Source organism: Streptomyces sp. KL116D (assembly GCF_030766975.1).
Classification (GTDB): domain Bacteria; phylum Actinomycetota; class Actinomycetes; order Streptomycetales; family Streptomycetaceae; genus Streptomyces; species Streptomyces longispororuber_A.
The window spans coordinates 53,958-80,655 of record NZ_JASERH010000018.1 but is presented as its reverse complement, the minus strand read 5'-3'; the positions used below and the strand labels follow the sequence as shown (position 1 = coordinate 80,655).

Annotated in this window: 11 protein-coding genes and 20 pseudogenes; 10 read left to right on the top strand and 21 right to left on the bottom strand. The window is 70.6% G+C overall.

What is annotated here, in order from left to right; genetic code table 11:
* Nucleotides 1–14: 14 nt before the first annotated feature.
* From RBJ77_RS06620 to proS, 15 genes and pseudogenes are all read right to left on the bottom strand, one after another.
* Nucleotides 15–327 (bottom strand): annotated as a pseudogene (locus tag RBJ77_RS06620) (DUF2469 domain-containing protein).
* A gap of 217 nt (nt 328–544) precedes the next feature.
* Nucleotides 545–742 (bottom strand): hypothetical protein, encoded by a 198-nt coding sequence (locus RBJ77_RS06615; RefSeq protein WP_372344080.1) that lies wholly within the window; start codon nt 740–742, stop codon nt 545–547.
* A 368-nt stretch (nt 743–1,110) separates the two neighbouring features.
* Nucleotides 1,111–1,443, bottom strand: a complete 333-nt coding sequence (gene lepB / locus RBJ77_RS06610; RefSeq protein ID WP_372344098.1) for a signal peptidase I — start codon at nt 1,441–1,443, stop codon at nt 1,111–1,113.
* Nucleotides 1,444–1,731: 288 nt separating this feature from the next.
* A complete protein-coding gene (locus tag RBJ77_RS06605) occupies nt 1,732–1,899 on the bottom strand; it encodes a hypothetical protein (RefSeq protein WP_372344099.1) in 168 nt (55 codons plus the stop codon).
* A 107-nt stretch (nt 1,900–2,006) separates the two neighbouring features.
* A pseudogene (gene lepB, locus RBJ77_RS06600) lies at nt 2,007–2,462 on the bottom strand (signal peptidase I); the annotation flags it as partial.
* A 274-nt stretch (nt 2,463–2,736) separates the two neighbouring features.
* Nucleotides 2,737–3,099, bottom strand: coding sequence for a S26 family signal peptidase (locus tag RBJ77_RS06595; protein WP_372344079.1), 363 nt, complete (start codon nt 3,097–3,099; stop codon nt 2,737–2,739).
* A gap of 277 nt (nt 3,100–3,376) precedes the next feature.
* Nucleotides 3,377–3,706 carry a hypothetical protein gene (locus RBJ77_RS06590; protein WP_372344078.1) on the bottom strand — a complete coding sequence of 110 codons (330 nt, stop codon included), beginning with the start codon at nt 3,704–3,706 and terminating at the stop codon, nt 3,377–3,379.
* Nucleotides 3,699–4,243 (bottom strand): annotated as a pseudogene (gene lepB / locus RBJ77_RS06585) (signal peptidase I). The gene RBJ77_RS06590 and the pseudogene lepB (RBJ77_RS06585) overlap by 8 nt, the downstream one beginning before the upstream one ends.
* Before the next feature lie 244 nt (nt 4,244–4,487).
* Nucleotides 4,488–4,831: pseudogene (gene rplS, locus RBJ77_RS06580) on the bottom strand (50S ribosomal protein L19).
* A gap of 127 nt (nt 4,832–4,958) precedes the next feature.
* Complete coding sequence (locus RBJ77_RS06575) at nt 4,959–5,672, bottom strand: hypothetical protein (protein WP_372344077.1); 714 nt, start codon at nt 5,670–5,672, stop codon at nt 4,959–4,961.
* A gap of 59 nt (nt 5,673–5,731) precedes the next feature.
* Nucleotides 5,732–6,340 (bottom strand): annotated as a pseudogene (gene rimM, locus RBJ77_RS06570) (ribosome maturation factor RimM).
* A 99-nt stretch (nt 6,341–6,439) separates the two neighbouring features.
* Nucleotides 6,440–6,680, bottom strand: a pseudogene (locus RBJ77_RS06565) (RNA-binding protein); the annotation flags it as partial.
* Nucleotides 6,681–6,888: 208 nt separating this feature from the next.
* Nucleotides 6,889–7,242: a 30S ribosomal protein S16 gene (rpsP, locus tag RBJ77_RS06560; RefSeq protein WP_372344076.1), complete on the bottom strand. Its 354-nt coding sequence runs from the start codon at nt 7,240–7,242 to the stop codon at nt 6,889–6,891.
* Between the two features lie 77 nt (nt 7,243–7,319).
* A pseudogene (locus RBJ77_RS06555) lies at nt 7,320–7,897 on the bottom strand (hypothetical protein); the annotation flags it as partial.
* Nucleotides 7,898–8,121: 224 nt separating this feature from the next.
* Nucleotides 8,122–9,537: pseudogene (proS, locus tag RBJ77_RS06550) on the bottom strand (proline--tRNA ligase).
* A 255-nt stretch (nt 9,538–9,792) separates the two neighbouring features.
* Between proS and RBJ77_RS06545 the strand changes: the two are divergent.
* Nucleotides 9,793–10,660: pseudogene (locus tag RBJ77_RS06545) on the top strand (cyclopropane-fatty-acyl-phospholipid synthase family protein).
* A 48-nt stretch (nt 10,661–10,708) separates the two neighbouring features.
* Here RBJ77_RS06545 and ftsH read toward each other — a convergent pair.
* Nucleotides 10,709–12,563 (bottom strand): annotated as a pseudogene (gene ftsH, locus RBJ77_RS06540) (ATP-dependent zinc metalloprotease FtsH).
* Nucleotides 12,564–13,067: 504 nt separating this feature from the next.
* Between ftsH and RBJ77_RS06535 the strand changes: the two are divergent.
* The 9 genes and pseudogenes from RBJ77_RS06535 to RBJ77_RS06495 all read left to right on the top strand — a co-directional run.
* Nucleotides 13,068–13,361 (top strand): annotated as a pseudogene (locus RBJ77_RS06535) (hypothetical protein); the annotation flags it as partial.
* A gap of 92 nt (nt 13,362–13,453) precedes the next feature.
* Nucleotides 13,454–13,726 carry a YhfZ family protein gene (locus tag RBJ77_RS06530; protein ID WP_372344075.1) on the top strand — a complete coding sequence of 91 codons (273 nt, stop codon included), beginning with the start codon at nt 13,454–13,456 and terminating at the stop codon, nt 13,724–13,726.
* A 98-nt stretch (nt 13,727–13,824) separates the two neighbouring features.
* Nucleotides 13,825–14,201, top strand: a pseudogene (locus tag RBJ77_RS06525) (PRD domain-containing protein).
* 34 nt (nt 14,202–14,235) lie between these two features.
* Nucleotides 14,236–14,595 (top strand): annotated as a pseudogene (locus RBJ77_RS06520) (DUF2620 domain-containing protein).
* Nucleotides 14,596–14,722: 127 nt separating this feature from the next.
* Nucleotides 14,723–15,962: pseudogene (locus RBJ77_RS06515) on the top strand (YhfT family protein).
* A 201-nt stretch (nt 15,963–16,163) separates the two neighbouring features.
* A complete protein-coding gene (locus RBJ77_RS06510; protein WP_372344074.1) occupies nt 16,164–16,370 on the top strand; it encodes a hypothetical protein in 207 nt (68 codons plus the stop codon).
* Nucleotides 16,328–17,113 (top strand): annotated as a pseudogene (locus tag RBJ77_RS06505) (phosphotriesterase). Before RBJ77_RS06510 ends, RBJ77_RS06505 begins: the two are co-directional and overlap by 43 nt.
* Before the next feature lie 57 nt (nt 17,114–17,170).
* Nucleotides 17,171–18,245 (top strand): annotated as a pseudogene (locus RBJ77_RS06500) (PLP-dependent transferase).
* 1,163 nt (nt 18,246–19,408) lie between these two features.
* A pseudogene (locus RBJ77_RS06495) lies at nt 19,409–20,663 on the top strand (phosphopentomutase).
* A 121-nt stretch (nt 20,664–20,784) separates the two neighbouring features.
* On the opposite strand, the pseudogene ffh reads toward RBJ77_RS06495, so the two are convergent.
* The 5 genes and pseudogenes from ffh to RBJ77_RS06470 form a co-directional block, all read right to left on the bottom strand.
* A pseudogene (ffh, locus tag RBJ77_RS06490) lies at nt 20,785–22,339 on the bottom strand (signal recognition particle protein); the annotation flags it as partial.
* A 106-nt stretch (nt 22,340–22,445) separates the two neighbouring features.
* A pseudogene (locus RBJ77_RS06485) lies at nt 22,446–24,888 on the bottom strand ([protein-PII] uridylyltransferase).
* Between the two features lie 66 nt (nt 24,889–24,954).
* Nucleotides 24,955–25,347: pseudogene (locus RBJ77_RS06480) on the bottom strand (P-II family nitrogen regulator).
* Between the two features lie 785 nt (nt 25,348–26,132).
* Nucleotides 26,133–26,300, bottom strand: a complete 168-nt coding sequence (locus tag RBJ77_RS06475; RefSeq protein WP_372344073.1) for a hypothetical protein — start codon at nt 26,298–26,300, stop codon at nt 26,133–26,135.
* A gap of 20 nt (nt 26,301–26,320) precedes the next feature.
* Nucleotides 26,321–26,617: a hypothetical protein gene (locus RBJ77_RS06470; protein WP_372344072.1), complete on the bottom strand. Its 297-nt coding sequence runs from the start codon at nt 26,615–26,617 to the stop codon at nt 26,321–26,323.
* Nucleotides 26,618–26,698 lie beyond the last annotated feature (81 nt).

Here is a 26,698-nt window from a genome sequence, read left to right as displayed (position 1 = left end):
AGGAACGCCCGGCCTCAGCTGCCCGGAAGCTCCAGGTCACTCTTGTTGAGCTCCTCGATGTTCGACGTCGCTTGAACGTCAGAACGCGCACCTGCTTCACGAAGCGTGCGGGCCGGCACATGTCCGAGACCCAGGCATCCGCCATGGACACCTCGAAGAACACCTCGCCCTGGACCGAGCGCACTCTGCACCTCGTAGTCGTTGAGTGAGGTAGAAACGCCGCTCGGTCTCGATCACGTATTTGAACAGACCGACGACGTCGCGGTACTCCCGGTAGAGCTTCAGCTCCATCTCGGTCTCGTACTTCTCGAGGTCCTCGGCGCTCATGGCATGTTCCCCTTCAGCCGTGCGTCGTATTGCGCGCCAGCCTCTGGTGTCTCTAGACGATTTCCGTGTCGAGGACCAACGGCCGGCTCGGGGACCGTCGTCGAGCAATCGGTTCAGCAGCTCGGCGAGTCTGGTCGGATACACCGTCTCATGCGCTTCGGCCAGTTCCTGGTACGTCCACCAACGTGCTCCTTCGACGCTGCGATCGTTCGGTCGGTCAGGCCGTCGTCGTTGATCTCGACCCGGTCCTGCAGCGACGCCAGCCACGGGCCAGGAAGTACCACTCGTCCTGGTCCCAGCGCCGTCCGTCGAACGGGAACGAGCAGGTCCGCTGCCACAGCGCGGGGCCCAGCTCCACCTCGGTGATGCCGCCGGTCTCCCCGGCAGTTCCTGCGCCGCGCACGCGCGTGCTCACGCGTCTCGTCGCTCCAGACCGCCGCCCGGCGTGAGACCACCAGTCGACCGCCGCGCGTCATCGGGCTCGATGGCCGTGCAGGAGCAGGACGCGGTCCTCTACGGGTCGAGCAGCACGACCTCTGCGCCACCTGGCGCAGCACCCTGCCGAGCTCAGGCACGAAGGCCGCGCCTGGAGCGCTTGGTGCGCGAGCTCGCCGTGGCCAGCTTGGCGAGGGGCCCGTAGGCCGCCCTGCCGAGCACCAGGACCGCGTCCGGCCAGCGACTGGCACGGTCAGCATCAGCCTGAGCGGCCCCGGCGCGGAGGTCGCGGCGGCATCGCGCTCGAAGCCGGTGGGCTTGGCCGGCGCGCCGTCCGGCGGGCCAGGCTCACTGCGTCGCGCGCGCCTGCACGGCGCCGCGCTCCACCGAGCCGTTCGCGAGTCTCCGAGGTGGACGCTGAGTCGCCAGCGAGCCGCTGCGCTCGTCGCCGGGAGGAAGAGGCGCTTGACGGTCGTGGACTTGATCGGTGAGCGAGGCGTTCGTGTCAGCCGGGAGATACGGTTCTTCGACCTTCTCGCCGTTGACGGTCAGCTTGCCGTCGGTGCAGCAGGCGATCCTGTCGCCGCCGATGCCGACGACGCGCTTGACCATCGGCATGTCACCCCAGGTCGCCTCACTGGAGACGACGACGTCGCCGCGCTTGACCTCACTGCCGTCGATGCGCTGGGCGAGGACGGTCGCCGGCGCCGATCGTCGGCGTCATCGAGTCGGTGGGCACGCGTGTACGGCTGGTACACGAAGCGCACCCACACGAATCCGCCGAGGAACAGCACACAGCCGGGGCCACGGCTATGCCCGACAGCGCGCTGCCGACCTTGCCGTGGCCCTCGGCCGCGTACGACGTGTCCTGCTCATCCCAGTTGCTCCCCGCGTCGGTAGAAACTCGACCTCGCGGCCCGGCCTCGGAACGGCACGGACCGCGGAAGATCGGCGATCTGGGACGGCACCCTACCCGGCGGTACCGGTCGCAGAAACCCTGGTGTTCTCGGTAAGGCGCTGGTTGATCTTGCGCCTGCGCCACAGGACCAGCGGCAGCGCACCCGCGAGCCCGAGCGCGCCCGGGGCCGCGCTCTTCGCCGCGGCGTCGATGCCCGACTGGTCGAAGGTGTCCGGCACGGGCAGCGTCGACCAGTGCGTGGGCGGCCAGGCGACGACGATGGCCCGCCCACGACGTTGTCGACGGGGACGAAGCCCTGGTTCTTGTCGTTCTGGTGGTAGCGGGAGTCCATGGAGTCCTGGCGGTGGTCACCATGACCCAAACTTTGCCTTCTGGAACCTTCACCTTGAAGGTCCCGCCCGCGTTGTCCGGGCTGCACGGGGTGTTGCCCGCGTAGACGTACGGCTCGTTCAGCGCCTTGCCGTTGACCTTGAGCGCCCGTGCCCTTGCACTCGATGGTGTCGCCGCCGACACCGACGACGCGCTTGATGAGGTCCTTCTCGTCGGCGGACGGCATCAGACCGATCCAACTGAGCACCTGCTGCACGGCGTTGGGCTCCGCGGTGGGCTCGCCCTCCAGCCACCCGTCCGGGTCGTGGAAGACGATCACTCGCCGCGGTCCGGCTCCGGCAGCCGAACCACGGGTGAGCTTGCCGACCAGCACCCGGTCGCCGATCTGCAGCGTGTTCTCCATCGACGCCGACGGGATCGAGAACGCCTGGACCAGGAACGTCTTGATCACCAGGGCCAGCACCAGGGCGATGGCGATGAGGAGCGGCAGCTCCTTCCAGAAGGAACGGGCTTCTTCTGGTTGCTCCTGGGTTCGTCGCCGTCGGCTCCCGAACCGCCCGTGGAGCTCGCCTCCACGCCGTCACCGTCCTCGGGCACGGAACCCGTCACGGCCGGACTCGCCGCGTCGTCGGATCGCCCGGGCTGCTCCTCGGGCCCATGCCCTGACCGTGCGCCGACCGCCAGTCCCCCACATCCACTCCTCACTCCGTGCCGCTGCCTGATCCCTACGCGATGCAGGCCCACCACTCCCATAACGAGCGGGAGTTCCGCAGGGAGTCGGGAGGGGGATCAATCCGTCCGAATCCGATGCGTTCGGACGGTACGGCGCTGTTCGTGGTGGCCACCTTATGCGACGTATGAGAGCCGCTGGTCGACCCGTCGCCTTGCGCGTCGGCCACGGCCGAGAACGTCTCCGGCTCGCCGAGCGTGGTCCAGTGCCCGATGGGCCAGACGATGCCGCGGGCCCGTCCGACCACCGACTCCTCGGCGACGGTTCCCTTGAAGTCGTCGGTGAGGTGGTAGCGCGAGTCCGCCGAGTTGGCACGGTGGTCGCCCATCACGAACAGCCGACCCTCGGGGACCTTCACCGAGAAGTCGAACTTGACGGGCGTTGCCGGGGTGGATGTAGGCCTTCTCGTCCAGCGGCGTCCCGTTGACGGTGACGCGCCCCTGCTTGTCGCAGCACTTCACCGTGTCGCCGCCGACACCGACGACCCGCTTGATGAGGTCGCGGTCGTTGTCGGACGGCAGGAGCCCGATCCAGGTCAGGCCTTCGCTTGATCTCGCTTCACCCCGACCGGGGGTCCTGCTTGTCGCCCGCCTCCTGGGCGAGCTTTCAGTTCGGGTCGCTTGAAGACGACGACGTCACCGCGGTGCACCTGCGCGCCGAGCCAGGGGGTGAGCTTGTCGACCGCGACCCGGTCGCGTCGATCTTGATCGTCTGCTCCAGCTGGAGCCGGACGGAATCACGAACGCCTGCACCAGGAACGTCTTGAGGACCAGGGCTGCGAGCAGGGCCACGCCTATGAGGAGCATCTCCTTGATCGCGGAGCGCCTTCGGCGCCGCTTCACCTTGCGCGCGCGAGCTTGCGCCGCTCCGCACGCCCCGGCAGCGTGGGCCCGCTGCGGGCCGGCGGTGGGCAGCTGGTCGTCGGACCGGTGGCCCGCGCGCACGAGCTTGCCCCGGCTACCCATGCGCACCCCCGGGTGCGGGCGCACGCGCGCGTAGACGTCGTTGCGCGACAAGGAGTGCCAGTGACCCATCGGCGAGCGATCCACTGGGCCCGGCCGATCACCTGGTCGACCGGGACGAACCCGCCGCCGGGCGCACCCAGGCACTCGCGGGAGTCACGAGTCGCTGCGGTGGTCGCCGAGCAGGAAGAGGGAGTCCTCGGGAACCTCGATGTCGAAGGGCACATCCGAAGGCGCGTCCCCGGCATGCAGCACGGCGCGCTCGTCCACGGACTGCCCGTTCACCTCGATCCTCCCGTTGCTGTCGCGGCAGACCACATGGTCTCACGCCCACGACGCGCCCGATGTAGTCAGCATCACCGAAGTACCCGCTGCCGTCGAGGCACGACCACGTCTCCCTCGCCTCGCGGCACCGAAACGGTACGCCAACTTATTTACGAGAACGCGGTCCCCGACCCTCAATGTGGTCTCCACCATCGAGCTGCTGGGGATCTGGAACGGCTGCATCACGAAGACGCTGAAGGCGAGCAGGAACGCCATGCACAGTGGAGCAGCGAGAGCGTGATGCGGCGCCGGGCGGCCAGGCGGTCGCGGACAGCAAAGAAGAGAGCGCGACCGGTCCTCCTCAGCCCTGTGAGGTCGTGACTCATGGGGCTGGGAGGAACGCGGTCGCGCTCCACGTGCTACGTAGCTTCGGTGTCCATCGAGGCCAGATGCTATCCGGCTCTCCTGAGGACTCCGCGGTACGCGAGATGCGCTGGCGCCCCGAGGGGCGCCGAGCGGCTCAGTTCTCGCGCTTCTCCTTGATCTTCGCGGCCTTGCCGCGCAGCTCGCGGAGGTAGTACAGCTTGGCGCGACGGACGTCACCCTTGGTGACGAGCTCGATCTTCTCGACGATCGTGTGCACCGAAGGTGCGCTCGACGCCGACGGAGAAGGAGACCTTGCGGACCGTGAAGGTCTCGCGGACACCGGCGCCCTGGCGACGGATGACTACGCCTCGAACTGCTGCACACGGGAGCGGTTGCCCTCGATGACGCGGACGTGACGTTGACGGTGTCACCCGGGCGGAAGGCCGGGATGTCGCTGCGCAGCGACGCGGAGTCGACGGAGTCGAGCAGGTGAGACATGATCGTCTGCTTTCTTCGCCGATGCCACAGGTCATCAGCGGGAGGTATGCGATGAGTTTCGGTAGCTGATCGCGTCGGGCCGCGCGTCGTCTGTGGCAGGGGCGCAGGCTGGACGTACAGCAGCGGCCTATTCCTTCCACGGCCTCGGGCGTTGGCCCAAATCGTCCGTCGGGACCCGGCCGCCAGCCCCAGGATCGAGAGCATTTCCCGGTCCTTCTTGTCGAAGGCCTTCGGGTCGGTGCGCTCGATCAGATCGGGCCGGTTGCGCGTGGTGCGACGCAGCGCCTCGTCCCGGCGCCACCGCGCTGATCCTGCCGTGGTGGCCGCTGAGCAGCACGTCCGGGATGTCCCGGCCGCGCCACTTTGGAGGCTTGGTGTAGACGGGCCCTTCCAGGAGGTTGGCCATCGCGCCGGGCGCGAAGGAGTCGTCCTGGTGCGAGGCCGCGTTGCCGAGCACGCCCGGCAGCAGCGCGCGCCACGGCCTCCGTGACGACCAGCACGGCGGCTTCCCGCCCGCGAGGACGTAGTCGCCGATGGAGACCTCGTAGACCGGCATGCTGGGTCGCGTACTGCCGTCGATGACGCGGCGGTCGATGCCCTCGTAGCGCGCGCGTGAAGACCAGCCAGGGCGCTCGGAGAGCTCCACGGCGAGTTCCTGCGAAGAGGGCGCCCGGAGGGCGTGGAACGACCAGGACGGGCCCGTGGGCCCCGTTCTCGTACCCGTCGGCGAGGACGTCGTCGAGCAGTCGCCCCACGGCTCGGTCTTCATGACCATGCCGGGGCCGCCCCCGTAGGGGTGTCGTCGACCGTGTTGTGCCGGTCGTACGTCCAGTCCGCTCAAGTCGTGCACCTGGACGTCGAGTTGGCCACGCGCGCGTGCCTTGCCGACGAGCGAGACGTTCAGCGGTTCCAGGTACTCGGGAGAAGATCGTGACGACGTCGAGCCTCAGCGCGCCCTCTTCCTCCGCGGTGTCGCGCGGACGCGATCTCGGCGCGGTCGTCGATGAGGCCGGGCGGCGGCGTGATGATCGCCTTCTGCTCCTCGAGGTCGGTCTCGCTGACGATCTCCTCGACGAACGGGATCATGACCTCGGTGCCGTCGGGGCGCTCCACGATGAACAGGTCCTGCGAGGGCAGGTGGGAGATCTCCGTGATCCGGCTCGACCTCGATCCCGTCGACGGTGACGACGTCGAGGTCCATGAGCTGGTGGTCGTAGGACTCGTCCTCGTCGCTCCGGCCGCGCTCCTCGGGTCGACCTCGGCGATCAGGAGGGTGTTGCGCAGCGCCTCCGCGCCGGTCCGGTCGTGCACGCCCTCGAAGCGCAGCAGCAGGCGGCCGCTGTGCACCCGGCCGACTCGATGGTGAGCGGTCCCGAAGCGGCGGGGTCGGTCGCGAGCACCGCGCCGGGGCCGAGCCGCAGCTCGGGCTCGTCGGTGCGCACCTCGACGGTGACGCTCGCCCTTGGATGTCCCGTGGGCGCGGCCGATGCGCCCGACTACCAACTGCACGATCCGAAACTCTCCTGTCCAACCACTGGGGCTCAACGACTAGGGCCGGGGACGGCTAGCCAGCCCTCCCGGCCTCGAGCCGGTGTTCAACTTTGTCAGCAGAACCTGGTCGACGTCGACGAGGTCGACACGCGGACACCGCGGCCGCCGATGGCGCCCACGACGGTGCGCAGAGCGCGCGCGTGCGGCCGTTGCGGCCGATCACCTTGCCGAGGTCGTCCGGGTGGACCCGGACCTCCAGCACGCGCCCACGGCGCAGGTTGCGCGCGGCGACCTGCACGTCGTCGGGGTTGTCGACAATGCCCTTCACGAGGTGCCGCCCAAGAGCCTCCTCGAGCATGCTCGGAGCCTCGGTCGACTCGGACGCAGCCCCAGCGGCCTCGTCCTCTCTCTCAGCACTTCTTCTTCTGGGTGATGGCCTCACCTTGGGCTCGTCGGCCGTGGCCGAAGCGCCTCTCGAGAAGGAGGGACGGGCCTTCTTCGGCTCGGCGACCTTCAGCGGCTCCGGGGCGGGCGGCCCTTGTGCTTCTGCCAGTCGCCGGTGAGCTTCAGGATGGCCATGACCGGCTCGGTCGGCTGCGCGCCGACACCCAGCCAGTACTGCGCGCGCTCCGAGCCGACCTCGATGCGCGACGGGTCTGCACCGGGTGGTACAGACCGATCTCCTCGATGGCCCGGCCGTCACGGCGGGTACGGGAGTCGGCGACGACGATGCGGTAGTGAGGCGAACGGATCTTGCCCAGACGCTTCAGCTTGATCTTGACTGCGCGAGTGGTGTCTCCTGGTCTTGACGTGGGTGGGCACGGCGAGAGTTGCCGCGTGGTCTGCGGTACCCGAGTGCCCGATGGACGCGCCAGCCGCGAGAGAGGGGTCCTGTGCGACTGTCGAGTACAGCTAGCCATTGTGCCATACGTCGACGGCGGCCGAACCCGCATACGGCCGCCCCACCAGGGCCGAGCGTCAGCTCGCGGCGGCGCTCGACGACCTCCGGGATGCGGAAGGGCTTTCCGCATCCGCCGCACACGATGGGGGCCTGTGCGAGCACCGAGGGCACGACGCGGACATTGCGACCGCAGTGCGCAGACGGCCTTGACTCCGCACCCCGCCTCCTGAGGAGCCGTGCCGGGCGGCCGGTCCGCGGAAGCTGCGCTTGGTGTCCGCGGCGGTCGCCACGGTGTGCGCCTTGAGCGCGATGGAGCCGCTCGATCGTCTGCCGGTAGCGCTGCTTCGCCTCGAGTTCAGCGTGACCAGCGAGCAGCCACCGCTGGGATGCGGCTCCTCGGGGTGGTCGAGGCCCAGCTCCTCGGCGAGCTGGCCAGGAATCTGCGGCTGTGGTGGCGGCCGGCGCGCGAGGTGTCGCGGATTCCGCGCGCTGCGGCGATGCCATGGACCGCCTCGTGGAGGAGTCGCTCGGAGGAGAGCCCGTGTCCGCAGGCGGACGACGACTCCCCGATCAGATTCGGGCGCGGCAAGATCCGGCAGTTCGGGGTGGTGCCGCTGAATGTCGGCCCACGCCCCTGCCAGCTCTGCGGCGAGAACAGGTGGTGTCGTGCTCACGTCGTGACAACGAGCCGGGGTGCCTCTGTGTTCCTATTCCGGGGCATCCCAAATATTTTGCACGTACCAGTCAGTTGCCGCTCATGCGTCCCGACGAGGGCGGGTGCGCTGATCTGCGGAGAAGCCGCACAGCTCACGCCAAGGGGTGCGTAGTGATACATACGCCCCGGGATGTACGCGATCCACACGCCGGGGCGTCGCTCGAACAAGAGCTGTTTTCGGCCTCAGTACGCGCGTGCCACCACGGCGACGTTACCGGGTGCGTCATCGGCGTCCGGCACCGACCCGTCCGCGGCGAGCAGACACCGCACGGAGACGGAGTGCTCGGCCAGCCGCGCCTCGCCCGCCTCGCCGAGCGTGGCCCACGGAATGCTCGCCCAGCCGCCGGCCGAGGTCACCTCGACGGCCTCCTCCAGCGTGGCGACCTCGCTCGTACGGGACACGCGGCGTTCGCGGGACTGCTCAGGAGCAGCGCCTGGTCCTCTTCGAGGATGCCCGGCAGCAGTCCGGCCAGGGCGTCCACGGGCACCGGCTCCTTGCCGCCGGGAATGCGGCGGGCCAGCATCGCCGTACCGCCCTCCAGGTCGCGCGGGCCGATCTCGATCCGTACGGGGACGCCCTTCAGCTCCCAGTCGACGGCCCGGCGCCCGAAGGGGGTGTCGGTGCGGTCGTCGACCTGGACGCGATGCCGGCCGCCTTCAGGGCGTCACCGATCTCGCGCACCTTGGCGAGGACGGCCTCGTCGCCCTTGATGGCGAGGACGACGACCTGGGTGGCGGCGAGGCGCGGCGGCACCCGTAGTCCGTTGTCGTCGCCGTGCATCATCACGAGGGCGCCGATCATGCGGGCCGTCGATCCCCAGGAGGTCTGCCAGACCAGCTCCTGCTTGCCTTCCTTCGACAGGTACTGCGTGTGGAAGGCCTTGGCGAAGTTCTGCCCGAGTTCGTGGCTCGTGCCCATCTGAGGCCTTGCCGTCGCCCATCATCCCTTCGAGGGTGAGGGTGTTGATGGCGCCCGCGAAGCGCTCCTTGGCGGTCTTGCGCCCCAGGACGACGTCCATGGCGAGCACGTTCTCCATGAAGTCCGCGTACGTACGTGCCGGTGGATGCGCGCCGCGAAGTGCGCGCGCCTCCTCGTAGGTCGCGTGCGCCGTGTGGCCCTCCTGCCAGAGGAACTCGGGTCGTCCGCAGGAACAGCCGGGGCCGCAGCTCCCAACGGACCACGTTGGCCCACTGGTTGATGAGCAGGGGCAGGTCGCGGCAGCTCTGCACCCACTTGGAGAAGTAGTCGTTGACGATCATCTCGGAGGTGGGCGGACGACGGCGGGCTCTTCGAGCTCCTTGCCGCCGCCGTGGGTGACCACGGCCAGTTCGGCGCGAAGCCCTCGACGTGGTCGGCCTCCTTGGTGAGGTACGACTGCGGGATCAGAGCGGGAAGTACGCGTTCTGCGTGCCCGTCTCCTTGATGCGCGCGTCCATGTCCTGCTGCATCCGCCCCCACAGGCCGCAGCCGTACGCGGTCGGATCACCATCGTGCCGCGCACCGGTCCGTTGTCGGCCAGCTCGGCCTTGGTGATGAGCGTCCTGGTACCAGCGCGGAAAGTCTTCCGCCTGGGGCGTGAGAACGGGTGCTTTGGCCATGTCGCGCATGCTACGGCGCGGACTGCGGGCACGGGAATCCTTTTCGCCCGTATGCCTCTATGCCACTGGCAAGGGCCTTCAGGGGGCGCACGACGGAGTACACGCGCAATGTCGGCACGCCTGCCAAACACCCCCTAGACGTGACGGACGATGCGGAGTTCTCTGACATACGGGGGAGTGCGAGCAGCGCGCGAACACGGTCAACACACCACGGCGACAACTCTCGGCATCTCTCGGTGGATTGGGGCACTTTCGATGACACCTACGCTCGTGCAGCGACACCTCCCCCACGCGGCACCGGTGTCGCGCGCGGACCTGTGCGCACGCGCGCGTGACGTGGGCGGAGATCCAGAGCGGATGTTGGTCCCGCTCTACGAAGCGGTGTACGAGCGGCTTGAGGTCGGCCCGGGCACACGCCTTCTGGGACTCGGCTGCGGTTCCGGTCCCGCCCTTCTCATGGCGGCGTCGTCGCGGCGCGGCCGTGACCGGCGTCGAGGCCGCGGAGCCGGAGCGGCTCAGCGCTCGCCAGGGAGCGGCTGCTGCCCGAGGCGTGGAGCGAGCAGGAGAGCACGGACACCCGTCTCACGGACGGCCGGGACGACGCGGTCGTCGCCGCGCCGGACGACGCCCCGTGCACCCTGATCACCGCCTTCCAGCCGATCGGCTGCACGGCGGGGGACTCTCGAGCGGCTCTCCACGCTCCTGGAGAGCGCCGCTCCGCTGGCCGAGCGGAACGCCTCCGTGGTGCTGGTCGGATGGGGCCCTCCGGAGCGCTGCACGGCTTCGTCCGTCTACGGGTGGCCAGAAGCTCGCCGACCCCCTTCGTAGTGCGGGGAGTTGGCGGCCGGCTCTCCGGCGTGACGACCTGGAGGAGGTCGCCCAGCGGGCGGGGCTGCGGCCCGACGGATCGGGCGGGTGGCGTGCCCGCCCTTCGGGTACGCGGACACGGAGAGTGCGGTGCGCGGCCTGCCGTCGACGCGGTTGTTCGACGCGTAGCGGTCGGGCGACGGACCAGACGCAGGTGGACAAGGAGGTGACGGAGGCGCTGCAGCCGTACGTGCGGGCCGACGGCACCGTCTGGATGCCGAACGTCTTCCGGTACCTGATCGCGCGTACGACCTGACAGTGCGTACGACCACGGCGTCGCAGGAGGCAGGAGGACGGATCCGGTTCAGTCCTTGGTGAGGCGTGTGATGCCGGCGACCCGGTAGGCGTCGGCCTCCTCCAGCGTCTCGTTCTCCAGGAGCGCGGCCGCCAACGCGTCCAGCTGGTCGCGGTGGTCGCGCAGCTTGTGGCACGCTCTCTCTCGTAGCACTCGTCCACGATGCGGCGCATTTCTCCGTCGATCGTGTCGAGGGTGTCGGGCGCGGCGGCGAGACCGTAGGCCTGCTGCGCATCGTTCGGGAGGGCCGACAGACGGCCGACCTTCTCGCTCATGCCCCAGCGGGCGACCATGCCGCGGGCGATGTTGGTGACCTGTTCGAGGTCGTTCTCGGCACCGGTGGTGATGACTCCGTAGACGACCTGTTCGGCCGCCATGCCGCCCAGCGCGCCGATGATGCGTCTCACGCAGGTACTCCTCCGTGTACGCGTACTTGTCGGAGTCCGGGGTGGACAGGGTCACGCCGAGCGCCCTGCCGCGCGGCACGATGGTGATCTTGCGGACGTCGGCGCCGGGCTGGAGCATGCCCAGGAGGGCGTGGCCGCTCTCGTGGTAGGAGCGCGTGGTGCGGCGGCGCTCCTCGTCGGGCATCATCAGGGGCCGCTCGCGCCCAGCTGACCTTCTCCAGCGCTTCGGACAGGTCGGTCTGCGTGACTTCCTTCTGCTTGCGCTTGACGGCCAGGAGCGCTGCCTCGTTGGTGAGGTTGGCGAGTTCTGCGCCGGTCATGCCCGGGGTCGTGCGGGCGACTTGGGCGAGGTCGACGTCGGGGGCGAGCGGGATCTGGCGGGCGTGGATCTTGAGGATGGCTCTCGCGGCCGCCGCGGTCGGGCGGGGAGACGCTGACGATGCGGTCGAAGCGGCCGGGGCGGGTGAGGGCCGGGTCGAGGACGTCGGCGCGGTTGGTGGCGGCGATGACGATGACGCCCTCGGAGCCGGTGAAGCCGTCCATCTCCGTGAGGATCTGGTTCAGGGTCTGCTCGCGCTCGTCGTGGCCGCCCATGCCGCTGCCGCCGCCACGCGCGCGGCCGATGGTGTCGATCTCGTCGATGAAGATGATCGACGGCGACCTTGCGGGCCTCCGCGAACAACTCCCGTACGCGGGAGGCGCCGACGCCGACGATCATCTCGATGAACTCCGAGGCGGAGGCCGAGAAGAACGGCACTCCGGCCTCGCCGGCCACCGCTAGCGCGCGAGCAGCGTCTTGCCGGTGCCGGGCGGGCCCGCGAGGAGCACGCCGCGCGGCATCTTGGCGCCCATCTTGCGGTAGGCGTCGGGGTTCTTGAGGAAGTCGACGACGTCGTTGAGCTCGCCCTCGACCTCGTCGATGCCGGCGACGTCGTCGAACGTGGTGCGCTTCTTGCCGGGTTCCAGTTCGACGGGCTTGGGCGGCTGTTTGCGGCCGAGCATGCGTCGCCGGCGCCGCCCATGCCCTGGCTCATGCGGCGCGCGATGAAGATCCACAGGACGACGAGGAGCAGCATCGGGGCGAGCGAGATGAGGAGGTTGGACAGGAAGCTGCGCTCCTGGACGACCGGTTCGGCCGTCACGGTGACGTCGTGCTTCTCCAGGTTCGCCCAGAGGTCGTCGTCGGCGAAGGACGGGCGCTGCGTCGTGAACTTCGTGTAGTTGTCGGCCTTGCTGCCGCTGTCGTCCGGGGTGGGCTGCTCAGCTGCTTGAGCTGGCCCTGGATCGCGTCGCCCTTGGCGTAGATCTTGGTGACGTTGTCGTTGGCGACCTGTTTGCTGAACTCGGTGTACGAGATCGTCGGCTCGTCGCCCTCGTTGAAGAACGACAGGACCAGGTTGGCGATCAGGTAGACGATCAGGGCCGTCAGGATGAGGCTCGCCCCAGCCGCCGGGCATCTTGCGCTTGGGCGACTGCGGAGGCGGCGGGGGCGGCGCACCCTCGGAGCGCCAGGGCTGATCGGTGCGGTCGCGCGGGGGTACGGATTCGCCACGCCTGTCTCTCCTCCTGCCGCCTGCCCTCTGCCGAGCTCCGGTCTCGGGCCCACGAGCCTGGGCCCATGACCACGCACAGATCCCGGACCCTTGCCAGTATCCAGAATCCTGGTTACTGTCTGAATCGTGAACGGTTTCGACGATCGCTCCTCACGCGCAACGGCCTCGCGGCCCGCCGGCTCGCGGTCCTCCTCATGGGCCACGAAGCCGGACACCCGCCTGCCCCGCGTACGGGACTTCGCCGAGGAGCTCGGCTGCGGGAACGGAACCGTGCGGCCGCTCTCCGCCTCCTGGAGGAGGCGGGCGCCATCGAGACCGCCGCTCCGTGGACACCTGGGCACCTTCCTGGTCGCCTCGGACCGCGCCATACTGTGGCGCCTCTCGGGGCTCGGCACTCTGCTGGCGGCGATGCCCTCCCCTACTCCCGGCGCTACGAGGGCCTGGCCACGGGCCTGCGCGCAGCCTTCGAAGAGGCCGGTACGCCTTTGCCATCACCTTCATGCGCGGTGCGGGCGCCCGAACCGCGGCCCTCCTGAAGGCAAGGTCGACCTGGTCGTACTGTCGCGCCTCGCGGCCGACGGACTGGTCGAGCAGCACAGAGACCAGTTGGCGCTCGTCGCCGACCTGGGACCGGCCACCTATGTAGGCGCGCACGGCTTCCTCGTGCGCGATGGCGCCTCACTGGACGCCCCTGGACTGCGGGTCGCCGTCGACCACGCGTCGGAGGACCAGCGGATGCTGGCGGAGCGCGCCTCTCGGGGCGCTCGGACATCCAGTGGGTCGAGTCGTCGTACATGCAGCTGCGCGACCTGTTCGCACAGAACAAGGCCGACGCCACCGTCTGGAACCTCGACGAGGTGCAGGGACGGCTCGGCATGGAGGTGGACGTGCTGCCCCTGGGCGACGAGGTCACCCGCGATCTGGCGCTGCGCAACTCCAGCGCGGCGATCATCGGCAGGACCGAGGGCGCCAAGGCGCTGTCCGCGGTGCAGGACGCCCTCGATCTGTCCCAGGTGGCGCAGTTGCAGGCCGAAGTGCTGCGAGGCGATCGCATCCCCTCGTACTGACGACCCGCACGGACGACGGGCTGTCGTGATCCCCTCTCGGGACCTTCGGCCCCCCTCAAAATCCAGAATCCCGGTTACTGTCTCGATTGGGAGGTCCCATGGACGACCAACTAGCCCTCCGCATCCGGCTGTTCCTCGAAGGAGGCCAGGTCAGGCCCGAGGTCGCCGACTTCGTGTACTCGCCGAGCTGACCGCTCTGGAGGACGAGGGCCGCATCGTCACCGAGGAGAGCGCCGGATGCTCACCAGCCATCTGATGATGGCGCTCACCCGGCTCCTGGACGGCGCCCCTGATCGAGCAGTTCCTCACGGACGAGCAGGTCGCCGCCGAGCTGGCCGACCATCCGGCGGCCGTGGAGCGCGCCCGCCGCGTGTCCCGCCGGGCCCACGCCGAACTCGGCGCGACCCTGCCCGAGTCCGAGATCAACTTCCTGGCCATGCACCTCGCCGTACTGGCGCAGCAGCCCACCCACTGAAGTCCGCAGGGACTACGGAAAGAAGGAACCCGTCATGACGAAGATCCTCACCGGCGGCGTCGGCAAGGTCAGAAGTGGCGAACACGATCAAGGAGTTGGGGCTCGACGGCGTCGAGGTCACCGTCTCCAGCGACATGGATGCCGCCATGAAGCTGCGCGCGGGCCAGGCCGACTACTTCCTGGGCACCTGCCACACCGGGGCCGGGGCATCGCTCGGCGTCCTGGTCGGCCTGATGGGGCAGGCCGCCTGCCACACCTTCGGGCGCGGCGTGCCCACCGAGGAGGAGAGGTCGGCACCCTGCTGGCGGACGGCAAGAAGGTGTTCGGCTTCTCCATGGACCAGATCGACCGGATCGCGCCGCTGATCGCCCGCGCGATCGCCACCCGCGCCTGAGCACGCAGGGACATGCCATGAACTCCTCCCCGGTACCGTCCTCGCCGCCGGCGCGAACCTCGACTTCACGCTGGCCCAGCAGCTCACCGTGATCGCCCTGTGCGCGCTGACCGCCTTCATCTCGCACATGGCCCTGGCCGTCTTCAACGACGGCGTGCGCCCCTTCATGCTCGACTTCATCCAGGGACGCACCACCCGCAGCGCCACCACGGCGGTGCTCCTTCGGCCTGTCCGCCGGCTTCATCTTCGGCCTGGGCGCGCCGATGGCCCTGTCCACGGGCGTCCTCAGCCCGTGGCTGGTCTTCCTGCCCACCGACATCCTCGGAATCCTGGCGCCCAAGAAGTGGCTCGCGCCGATCCTGGGCGGCGCCTCGGGGCGCGGTCGTCGTCTTCGGTCTGAACGGCGCCAACAACCTGGCGCACGACCTGCCCGTCGACTTCCTGACGGCGATGCAGCAGATGTCGACGCCGATCCTGTTCCTGTTCACGCTGTTCCCGGTGCTCGCCATCACCAAGCAGTTCGGACGCAAGTGGGGCGCGATCGCGGGCGTGGCCGAACTGGCCCTGGTCGTCATGACGATGAAGCTGTGGCCGAAGGTCTTCGCGGGAGCCATCGCCATGGCGGTCGGTGTCCTGATGCTGATCGCTCTGGCGGTCGCCAAGGACCTCAGGCAGCGCAAGACGGACCGGGCGAACGGGGTCGAGGAGATCGCCCTCGCCGACGACCCCATGGCGTCCCTGTTCAGCGCGAGCGCGGCCCGGCTCCGCAAGTACCTGCCGCTGTTCATGGTGCTCGGCGCCGGCGTCTGCGTCCTGGCGCAGATGCACATATTCGGCGGTGGCGAGGCCACCAGCTTCCTGATCGCCAAGGGGCAGTACGGGGAGGCCGCGCAGGTCGACTTCTACCGCGTCTTCGGCTTCATCCCGCTGATCGCGACGACGGCCCCGGCCTCCGGCGCGTACGGCATCGCGGGCTTCACGCTCGTGTACACCCATCGGCTATCTGATGCCGAACCCGTTCCTCGCGGCCGTCGTCGGCGCCCTGGTCTTCGCGGTCGAGGTGCTCGCCCTGTCGTACATCGGCAAGTTCCTCGGCAAGCTGCCGAGCGTGCGGGACTCCTCGGAGCACCTGCGCAGCGCGATCACCGACACCCTGCAACTGGCCATCCTGTTCTGGTTCGCTGATGGCGGCGAACGCGATGGGCGCGGGCCTCGGCATCCTGATCGTGGGCGGGCTGTACCTGCTCAACGAGGCGATGGGCCGCCCGGTCGTGCGGATGGCGGCGGCGCCCGCCGCGGTGATCGTCGGCGGCATCCTGCTCAACGTCCTGTACTGGCTCGACCTGTTCACCCCGATCAAGGCCTGAGCCGGACCGGCATCGGCGACGTCGGCAACCACCTCTTTCGACGATCTCGTAACGCTGCGTGAAAGTTTCCCCAAGATTCGTCACGCTCCGTGGAACTCGTGCGGAACGCGAACCGTTGAGGGAGTGAGCGGCAGGCGAAAGAGGCCGCGCGACACGGCCCGCCCGCCGGGCCAGTACTCACCGGAGAGGACACCCCCCACCATGCACACCACCACCCTCCACACCGTCACGGGCCCTCTTTCCCACGAAGCCGTCCGCGGCCCCGCCCTCGCCCATGAGCACCTCGTCCTGGACCTGGACCTCAAGGGCGACGGCGGGCAGCCGTCCTCGACGCGCAGCGGCACGGCCCGGCGGTCACCACCGAACTGGCCGCTCTGCACGAGGAGTTCGGACTCTCCCTCGTCATAGAACTGACCTGCCGCGGCATGGCCGCGACCCGAGCGCGCGCTCGCCGCGATCGCGCGGGACTCCGGGTCGCGGTCGTCGCGGCCACCGGCTGGTACTACGAGCCTTTCCACGCACCGGAGTTGGCGGACGCGAGCGTCGAGCGGCTCACCGACGTCCTCGTGCGCGAGATCGAGAGCGGCCTCGACGGCACGGGGATCCGGCCCGGCGTCCTCGGCGAGGTCGGCAGTCACGGCGACCGGCCGAGCGAGCCGAGACCCGCTTCCCTGCGCGCCGCGGCGCGGGCCGCGGACGCCACCGGGCCGTCCGTCGCCACCCACGCCCAGCTCTGCGGCGCGGCGGCCTCGCCCAGCTGGAACTGCTCACCGCCGAGGGCCTGCCCCCGCACCGCGTCTCCATCGGCCACCAGGACCTCTCGATGATCCGGCGTGCACAAGGAGCTGGCGGCGAGCGGTGCGTACGTCGCGTTCGACACGGTCGGCAAGGAGAGCTACCAGAGCGACGACACGCGGCTGCGGCTGCTGCTCGGTCTGATCGAGGCCGGGCACGCCGACCGGGCCCTGCTCAGCTGCGACATCTCCCGGCACGGGTACCTGGAGGCGGAGGGCGGCCAGGGGTACGGGCATCTGTTCCGCTCCTTCCTGCCGCGACTGCGGGCGGCCGGGGTGGACGAGGACCTGATCGACCTGATGACGCGGCGCAATCCGCTGCGCTTCCTGACCGGCGCGAGCGTGGAGGAGATCTGACCACGACAGCCGACATGACAGCCGAGAAGACCCTTCGCTGCCTGCCATCATCATCCGCTGGCGACCGTCGCCGTCGAGGACGCCGCGCCCGCCAGTTCCGGCTCCTGGAGTGCACGGCCGCGCACTTCGAGGGCACGGAGCTGTTCACCGCGGACGCGGGCGTCGTGCCCGGACTCGGCCGGCCGCGGACCACGGCCCAGGTGGAGGCCGTGCTCGCCGACTTCTTCGGTGCCGAGGACGCCGCGTTCGTCCAGGGCGCGGGCACGGGCGCGATCAGGGCCGCGTTGAACGGGGCGGTGAGCGCGGGCGACTGCTCATCCACCGCGCGCCCGTCTACCGCACCACCGAGGTCACCCTGCGCGGCATCGGGGTCCGCACCGAGGAAGTCGACTTCAACGACATGGGGGCGCTGCGCAAGGCACCCTGCCTCCGGCCGCTTCCGGTGGGCGTACGTGCAGCACACCAGACAGCGCCTCGGTGACGCGTACGACCCGGGCGAGGTCCTCGCGGCGTGCCGGGCGGCGGGGGTGCGCACCATCGTCGACGACAACTACGCCGTGATGCGGGTTCCGGCCTCAGGTGTCGAGCTGGGCGCCGACGCCTCCTAAGCTCCTGCCCTAGCTCAAGCTCGCACGGACCGGAAGGTCGGCGACCGTCGTCGGCGCCCGGGACCTGGTCGAGCACGTGCGCCGGGACAACTACTCGCGGCCAGGTCCAGGGCCACTCAGGCGCTGACGCGCTGCGCGCTCACCCACGTGCCGGCAGGATGTGGGCGCTGCAGTCATGGGTCGGGGCCGAGGTGGCCGAGCTGGCTCGCGGCGGGCGAGGTGCCGGCGTCGCCGAGGTCCGGATCGCCAATGCCCAGGACCGCTGCCCGCTGGTCCGGCTCGACCGGCCCGTCGCCCGGGAACCAGCCGTGGGCGGTGGCGGCGCGGTCTGCGGGCGGCGCCGCATCCGGTGGGCTCCAATCCCGGTACGAGATCGCGCCGCTCTTCTACCGCGCATGTCCAGCTCGGCCCTCGACGACGCGGAGCTCGCCGACTGACGGTGCGGACCAACTCCGATGCGCGCGGGCGCCGACCTGGTCGTCGACATCCTGCGCCGCTCGCTCCACGAACTCAGCAAGGACTGACCGACCGTGTTCCTCGACAGCCTCGCTCACCCGCAACGAGCTGGTCGACGCCGCGGCCGACCTCCTCCACCGGCGCGGTGCGATCCCGCCCGACACCTGGCGTGATGGACCTCGACGCGATCGAGGGAACGCGCGGCTGCCCGCCGCCGAGGCCGAGCGGCTCGGTCTCACCCTCTGGTTCGTCGTCAAGCAGCTCGGCCGCAACCCGAGCTGATCGGGCCATCGCCCGGCGCATCCGCAGTACGCCGCCATCGACTCCGCCCGAGGCCCGCACCCTGCACGCCACCGGCGCCCGGGCCGGGAGTCTCGGACACCTCGTGCAGATCCGCGCCGCGACCTGCCGGAGATGCTGGCCTGGCGTCCCGGACGGTGACGGTCCACGACCTGGCGAACGCCAGGGCGGTGTCCGACACGCGGCGGCTGGCTGCTCGTGCAGGACGTGTTGATCCGCCTGGAGAGCGCCGAGGGTCCTGTGCACCCGCAGGAGGGCGGGTCCCGCTCGCCGGGATCGACAGAGTTCGCCGCGGCGCTGGAGCGGCTGCCCGGCGATGCGGATCGCGGGCGATACACGCGTTCCCGTGCGTACCGTGCGATCCGGCCACGGGCGCCCCGGCCCCACGAACTTCGAACTCGCCCTCAAGGCCCGCCAGACACCGGCCGCCCGCGGGCACCACGGCCTCAAGCTCAGCGCCAGCGCGCGTCCATGGCCACGCTCTCGCGCTGCTCGCCGAGCTCGGCGCCACCCGCGGTGAGCCCGGCCACTCGCTGACCGGCACCACTCTGCGCACGCCCGCGACCTCACGCCGGCCCGAGAAGCTCCGCGTACGTGGCCGTCACCGAGGTCGCGCACACCTCGCGGACGGCCGGCCCGCGGTCCACGGAGGCGGCTTCTATCCCCGCTCGAACATCAAGGCAAGGCGCGCTGCTCCCCGCACCGGTCTGCGCCTGCCGGTGCAGGACGCGCCGCCGGAGACATCGACTACTACCGGCTGCTCGACGCCCCGCACCCCACGCGGACGTCCGCGTATGGGGCGACACCGCGCTGCTGCGCGTTCCGTACACGAGATCTTCGCGACGCGCTCGACGGTCGCGGTGTGGCGGAAGACTCTCCGCGGGGCGCCACGGCTCGTCGGGCTGTTCGGCGCACAGGAAAGAGCCGCCTCATGCAGAGCAAGACCGTGATCGTGGTGGTGGACGGATTCGGTGTCGGCGCGATGCTTCGGACGCCGGCGCTGCGCCCGGGCGACGTGGCGGCGGACACCTGCGGGCAGCGTGCTGGACCGGTGCGCGGAGGCGTTCGGCAGACCGCTGCGGCTTCCGGTGCTCGGCGCGCCCGGCCTCGGCCTGCGCACCTGCGCACGACCTGGCCCGGCGCACGCATCTGCCGCCGGTCGCCGCGGGCAGGGCGACCAGCGCTCGGATATCCGCGAGACACGCCCGCCGGGCACCAGACGATGATGCCAAGGCGCGGACTTCAGCAGGGTGACGGTGGCCCGGCTCGCCGAGCACCTGGAGCAGGTGACGCGGGCCCTGACGGACCGCACCGGGTCGAGCTCCTCGACGGCAAGCCGTTGCTGCTGGTCGACGGGGCCGTGCCGTGCACGACAACCCGGAGGCGGACGGGCATCAACTGGAACGCGTCGGGCCGGCTGGACGACTATCGGCTTCTGACGGCATCCTCGGCGTGGCCCGTACGGTCCGGGCCGTCGCGCCGGTCGCGGGTCATCGCGGTGGCGGTCGTGCCGACGGGCCGCTCGGCGACTTCTGTGCGGGCGGGCGACGGCGGCACGGTCGGCCTGGACACGCCGGTGGCGACCGGCTTCTACCGCAACGGCGGGCTGCAAGTGCAGCACCTGGGCGCCGAGTTGGACCACGCGGCGGCTCCCGGACCTGGCGCGCGCGCTGCGCGCATCCCGGTGACGCCCGTCGGCTTAAGGCGGTGGTGGCGGACATCCTGGCCTGCAAGAGGCGGCGGTGCGGCGTCCGGCGGTGGACACACGGCGGAGGTGCTGGCCCACACCCTGGAGGCGGTGCGGGCCGACGGAGACGCGCTGGTCGTGGCGAGCGTGCAGGAGAGCGATGCTGGCCGGGCACCAGCAGGACGTCGAGCGGTACGGACGGATCCTGGAGCAGGTCGACGCGGGCCTCGCGGCGCTGGTGTCCCTGCTGTCCGAGCCCGGCGACCGGCTGATCGTCACGGGCGACCACGGCAACGATCCGACGATCGGGCACGCGTACCACACGCGGGAGTTCGTGCCGGTACTGATCCACCGTCCCGGGGCGCCGGGCGTGGAGCTGCTGCCCGACGCGGCGAGCCTCGCCGACGTGGGTGCCACCGCGGCGGCGGCGCTCGGCCTCGACCCGAAGGGCCTCGCGGCCGGCACGGAGATACGCGAAGCCGCGGCGCGGGCCGCCTGACCGCCTCCGTACAGAGGTGAGGGGCGCCCGCACGCGGCGAGCGCCCTCGTCCCTCCGCGTACGGAAAGGTCATCGACCCATGGCAGCAGCCCGGCCGGCGCTTCCCGCCGGCCCGACCGAATCAGCCCATGAACTTCTTGAACTCGTCGGGGAGTTCGAAGTCCTTGGCGTCCTGTCCGGCGCCCGGCAGCCCGAGGGCGCCGCCTCGCCTGGCCTGCGGCCTCGCGGCGGAGCGGCCTCCTCCTGCTCCTCTGCTGCTTGCGCTTCATCGGGTTGCCGGAGCGCTGCTTGCCCTTGGCCTTCTTCGGCTGCTTCTCCTGCCGGCCCGGACCGCCGCCCATGCCCGGCATCGGGCATCGGCATGCCGCCGCCCTGCGCCATGCGGGACGCATCATCTTGCGGGCCTCGAAGAACCGCTCGACCAGGTTCTTGACGGCGCTGACTCGACACCGGAGCCCTTGGCGATACGGGCACGGCGCGAGCCGTTGATGATCGTGGCGTCGGCGCGCTCGGCCGGGGTCATCGACTTGATGATGGCGGCGGTGCGGTCGACGTCGCGCTCGTCGAGGCTGTTGATCTGGTCCTTGATCTGGCCCATTCCGGCAGCATGCCGAGCAGCTTGGAGAGTGGAGCCCATCTTCCTGACCTGCTCCATCTGCGCCAGGAAGTCGTCGAGCGTGAAGTCCTGGCCCTCTTGGAGGCCAGCTTCTCGGCCATCTTCTCGGCCTCTTGCTGCGAGAAGGTCTGCTCGGCCTTCTCGATCAGCGCGAGCATGTCGCCCATGCCGAGGATGCGGGACGCCATGCGGTCGCGGTGGAACGCGTCGAAGTCGTCCAGCTTCTCGCCGTTCGAGGCGAACATGATCTGGCGGCCGGTGACGTGCGCGATCGACAGGGCGGCACCACCACGGGCGTCACCGTCGAGCTTGGAGAGCACCACGCCGTCGAAGCCGACGCCGTCGCGGAAGGCCTCGGCCGTGTTGACGCGCGTCCTGACCGATCATGGCGTCGACGACGAAGAGGACCTCGTCAGGGGCTGACGGCGTCGCGGATGTCCGCGGCCTGCTGCATCAGCTCCTGGTCGATGCCGAGGCGACCGGCGGTGTCGACGATGACGACGTCGTAGACCTTGGACTTCGCGTACTCGATGGAGTCCTTGGCGACCTCGACCGGGTCACCCACCCCGTTGCCCGGCTGCGGGGCGTAGATGCCGACGCCGGCGCGCTCGGCGACGACCGGCAGCTGGTTGACGGCGTTGCGCTGGAGGTCACAGGCGACGAGCAGCGGCGAGTGCCCCTGGCCCTTGAGCCACGTGGCCCAGCTTGCCCGCGAGGGTCGTCTTACCGGCACCCTGCAGACCCGCGAGCATGATCACGGTCGGGCCGGTCTTGGCGAAGCGCAGCCGGCGGGTCTCGCCACCGAGGATGCCGATGAGCTCCTCGTTGACGATCTTGATGACCTGCTGGGCGGGGTTCAGCGCCTGGGAGACCTCGGCACCGGCCGCGCGCTCCTTGACCTGCTTGATGAAGGCACGGACGACGGGCAGCGCGACGTCGGCTCCAGCAAGGCGATGCGGATCTCGCGCGCCGTGGCGTCGATGTCCGCCTCGCTGAGGCGACCCTTGCCGCGGAGGTTCTTGAATGTCGCTGCGAGGCGATCGGAGAGTGTCGAACACGGCGGTCAGCGAATCCTCGGGTCGGGTGGCATTGGGACGGTCGCCCTCCAGGGTATCCGGACGAGCGGGTTGGGTCAGCGGCCCGGTCGTCCCCGACCGCCGACCCGCCTATCCACGCAGTGCGCCCTCCAGTGCCCTGGCCACCGACACGGCCTCCTCCGACGGCAGCGGAGCCCCTTCGGGACCGGTCACGTAGAAGGCGTCGACGGCGTTGAGACCGCAGCGATGGAGACGTGCGCCGACCGCACCCGCACGTCGGAGAGCTCCAGGGCCCGCCCGATGCGGTGCAGCAGTCCCGGCGCGTCCTGGGCCCGCACCTCGATGACGGTCGCGAGCCGGGAGCCCGCCGACGCCACCGTCGCCCGGGGCGGCGGCGCCACCACGCCGCGCCGCCGCGGGTAGGCGGCGTCCCGCTCGGCGAGCCGGGCGACGATGTCGAGGGAGCCGTCGAGGGCGCGCACGAGGTCGGCGCGCAGCCGCGCGCGCTCGCGGAAGGGAGCCGTACTCGGCGGCGACCCGCCAGTCCAGCAGGAGCACGGAGCCGCTTCCGCCCTGCCGTCGGGTTCCGTCGCTCCCCCGCCCCATTCCGTCGGCAGGGACAGCGCCCGCAACTCCGCGGTGCGCACGGTGAGCCGGTGCATCGCGAGACACCGGAGACGGCCGGCAGCACCCCGGGCTGGTCCGGCACGGCGATCAGCAGTTCGACGCTCGAGCGGCTCCGGTTCCGTGGCGGCGTCCCCTCTCCCGCCGTCCGTGGCGACCGGTTCCGTCTGCGCCCGCAGCGCGAGCACGGGCCCCCCGGTGCGGAACGCCTCGACGGCGAGCCGCTCCTGCTCGGCGGTCGGGTCGATGTCGTCGGGTCGACGGGCTCGTCCCCGGCGAGGACCGCCGAGACCCGCTTGACCAGATCGGCGACGAGCGAGCGCGCTGCCACGACGACCAGGCAGCGGGGCCGGTGGCCAGCGCGTCCGCCTCGGTGAGGGCGTGCAGGAGTTCCAGCGTCCCGGCGGAGCCGACCGCGTCGGCGACGGAGCGCACGGTCGCCGGGTCCTCCAGGTCGCGCCGGGTGGCGGTCTCGATGAGCGGCAGGTGATGCCGGACGAGCGAGGCGAGGACGGCGACGTCGGTCCGGTCGAAGCCGATCCGCGCGGCGACGTCCCGGGCGATGATCTCGCCCGCGACCGAGTGGTCGGCCAGCCCTTCCCGATGTCGTGCAGCAGGGCCGCGACCAGGAGCAGGTCGGGGCGGCCGACGCGCCGGGTCAGTTCGGCGGCGCGGACGGCGGTCTCGACGAGGTGCCGGTCGACGGTCCAGGTGTGCACGGCGTTGCGCTGCCGGCAGCGGACCGCTCCCAGTCCGGCAGCAGCCGGGTGATCAGGCCCTCCGCCTCCAGTGCCTCCCACACCTCGACGGTGGGCCGACCGGCGCCGAGCGGCGTCACCAGCTGCTCGCAGGGCCTCGGCGGGCCAGGGGGTGGGCAGCGGGCGGGCGGCCGCGGCCATCCGCCGCACCGCGTGCAGGGACAGCGGCAGACCGGCCTGTGCGGCAGCGGCGGCGGCCCGCAGCGGGAGCACGGGTCCCGGTCGGGCTTGGCGGCGCGGGCCAGCACCACCTCGCCGTCCATCTCGACGACGCCCTCGGCGAGCAGGGGACCGCTCGACCGGCGCCGACCGGCTGCCGCCGCCGAGCATGGCGCGCAGCCGGGGCCGCACGGCACGGGACTTGAGGACGCGGCCCACCTCCCGCCAGGTCACGTCGCTGGCGTAGGAGACGGTGCGCGCGGCCTCGTAGACCTGGCGCAGCAGGGTGTCGGCGTCCAGCAGAGCCGAGTTCGGCGGCGACCTGGTCCTGTTCCTGGAGGGCGAGCCGGTCGGTGGCCCGGCCGGTGGTCAGATGCAGCGCGTCGCGCACGTCGAGCAGCCGGCGCCGGGCGTCGGCCAGGCCCTCGCGCGCGGCGCGTCCGCCAGCCACGAGGCGGCGACGGCCCGCAGCGCGGTCACGTCGGAGGCCGCCCCGCGCCTCGCTTCAGATCGGGTTCGAGCAGATACTGCAGTTCGCCCTGGCGCTCGGCGCGCTCCTCGCACAGCTCGCGCAGTTCCGGCAGGCGCTTGGGCGCCTGGTTGCGCCAGTCCGCGAGGACGGCGGTGCGCAGGCCCGCGGTCAGGTCACGAGGTCACCGGCGACGTGCCGGGCGTCGAGCAGGCCGAGCTGCTACCTGAGGTCGTCGCCCGCGGTCTTGCGCGCCTCCGCCGGGGTCGCGCAGCGGAGTGGTCGAGGGCGAGGCCCAGATCCCAGACGGGGTACCAGATGCGGTCGGCGAGCGCGGCGACCTCGCCGTGGTCCGCGCTGCCGTCGTGCAGCAGGAGCAGGTCGAGGTCGCTGCGCGGGAGAGTTCACCGCGGCCGTATCCGCCGGCGGCGACCAGGGAGACACCCGCGGAGGTCGCTGCCGAGAGTTCGGTGAGACCGGTCGTCGGTGAGAGCTCCGCGAGGACCGCCGAACGGCGCGGCGGCCCGGACCGCGCCTCCCTGGAGGAGGCGCGGCCGGGCACGCACGCACTTAGCCGCTGGGTGCAGGAGCCTTCGTCGTCCGTGCTCCCGGTCCGTGCGTCGTTCACCTACTCGTCGCCCGAGCAGGACTCCCGTTCCGTCCGCGAACGATCGGTTACAGCAGCGTCGGTCCGCGCGCGCTCAGCCGGTCGGACCCGGACGGCGAGTCTCGGCGGGGACCGCCCAGACACTCGCCGTCGATCTTGCCGGTCGCTGCCGCCTTCACTCACGACGTCGATCCGCTGCTCGGCGTCGTCGTCCTCGACCAGCACCTCGATGCGGATCTTGGGCACCAGGTCGACGTGTACTCGGCACGGTAGGCCTCGGTGTGGCCGCGCTGGCGGCCGTAGCCGCTGGCCTCGGTCTACGGTCAGGCCCTGGACGCCGAAGGCCTGGAGGGCCTCGCTGATCTCGTCGAGCCGGTGCGCGGCCCGAGCGGCCCGCTGGTGATGAGACTTCATGCGTCCACCTTCTTGGAGTCCTTGGCAGCGGCGACCGAGATTTGCGGGCACGGCCGTTCGGGCCGCGGTGCCGCCGCCCGCGCCACTGAAGTCGTACGCGGTCTCGGCGTGCTCGACCTGGTCGATGCCGGAGACCTCGTCGTCCTCGCTGGCCACCGCATACCGATCGTCTTGTCGATCAGGAAGGCGAGGATCGCTGGAGGCGACGTAGCTGAGTACGCGAGGACGCGCGCGGCACCCGCGGCTGCTTCCACGGCTGGGCGAGGAGGCCGCCGCCGTAGAAGAGGCCCACACGCCGCGTCGGACTGACCGCCGCCGGTGGCGAAGAGCCGATCGGAGGGAGCCGACGATGCCGCCGACGGGTGGACACCGACGGCGTCGAGAGTCGTCATGTAGGCGACTTGTCTTGAGGCCCACGGCCATGGCGCACAGCTACACCGACGATGAGCGCCGATCGCGATCGCGCCGAGCGGCGAGCAGGACCCACCGGAAGAGCGATCGCGACGAGCGCCGGCGACACGGCACGAGGCGGCACCGAGAGGCGAAGCGCCGCGGGCGCAGCTTCTCGTAGGCCAGCCAGGCGAGCATCGCGGCGGCGGTGGCGACCTGGGTGTTGACGAACATCAGCGCGCCGACGCCGTCGTCGCTGCCGAGCGCGAGCCGGCGTTGAAGCCGAGACCAGCCGAGCGCCCACAGCAGGCCGGCGCCGAGCGTGCGTCACACGGCAGCGGCGTGCGGCGCATCGGGTCCTTCTTGAAGCCGACGCGCTTCGCCGATGACGAGGATCACGCCGAGCGGCGGCAGCGGCGCTGATGTGCACGGCACGTACCACCGGCGAAGTCGATCACGCCGAGGTCGAAGGCCCAGCCGCCGGTCCCCCACGCAGTGGGCGACGGGAAGTAGACGATGGTGGCCCACAGCGCGGTCGAACAGGGCCCAGGCGCTGAACTCACGCGGTCCGCGAGGGCACCGCTTATCCGGCGGGCGTGATGATGGCGAACATCAGCTGGAAGACGGCGAAGACGTAGATCGGGATGGTGTAGCCGTCCCAGAGCTGGGTCAGTCCGATCCCGCTGAGGCCGACGAAGTCGCCGTCCCAGCCGATCAGCGATCCCTTGTCGGTGCCGAATGCGAGAGAGAAGCCGTGCAGCACCCACAGGATCGTGACGATCCCGAGGCTGATGAAGCTCATCATCAGCATGTTCAGGATGTGCTCTTGACGCGGACCATGCCTCCGTAGAAGAAGGCCAGGCCCGGGGTCATAGAGCATCACCAGGGCGGAACAGATCAGCGCATGAAGCCTGTGTTGGCGGACGACAGTGTGGGTGCGTCCGCCGCAAGCGTGATGGCT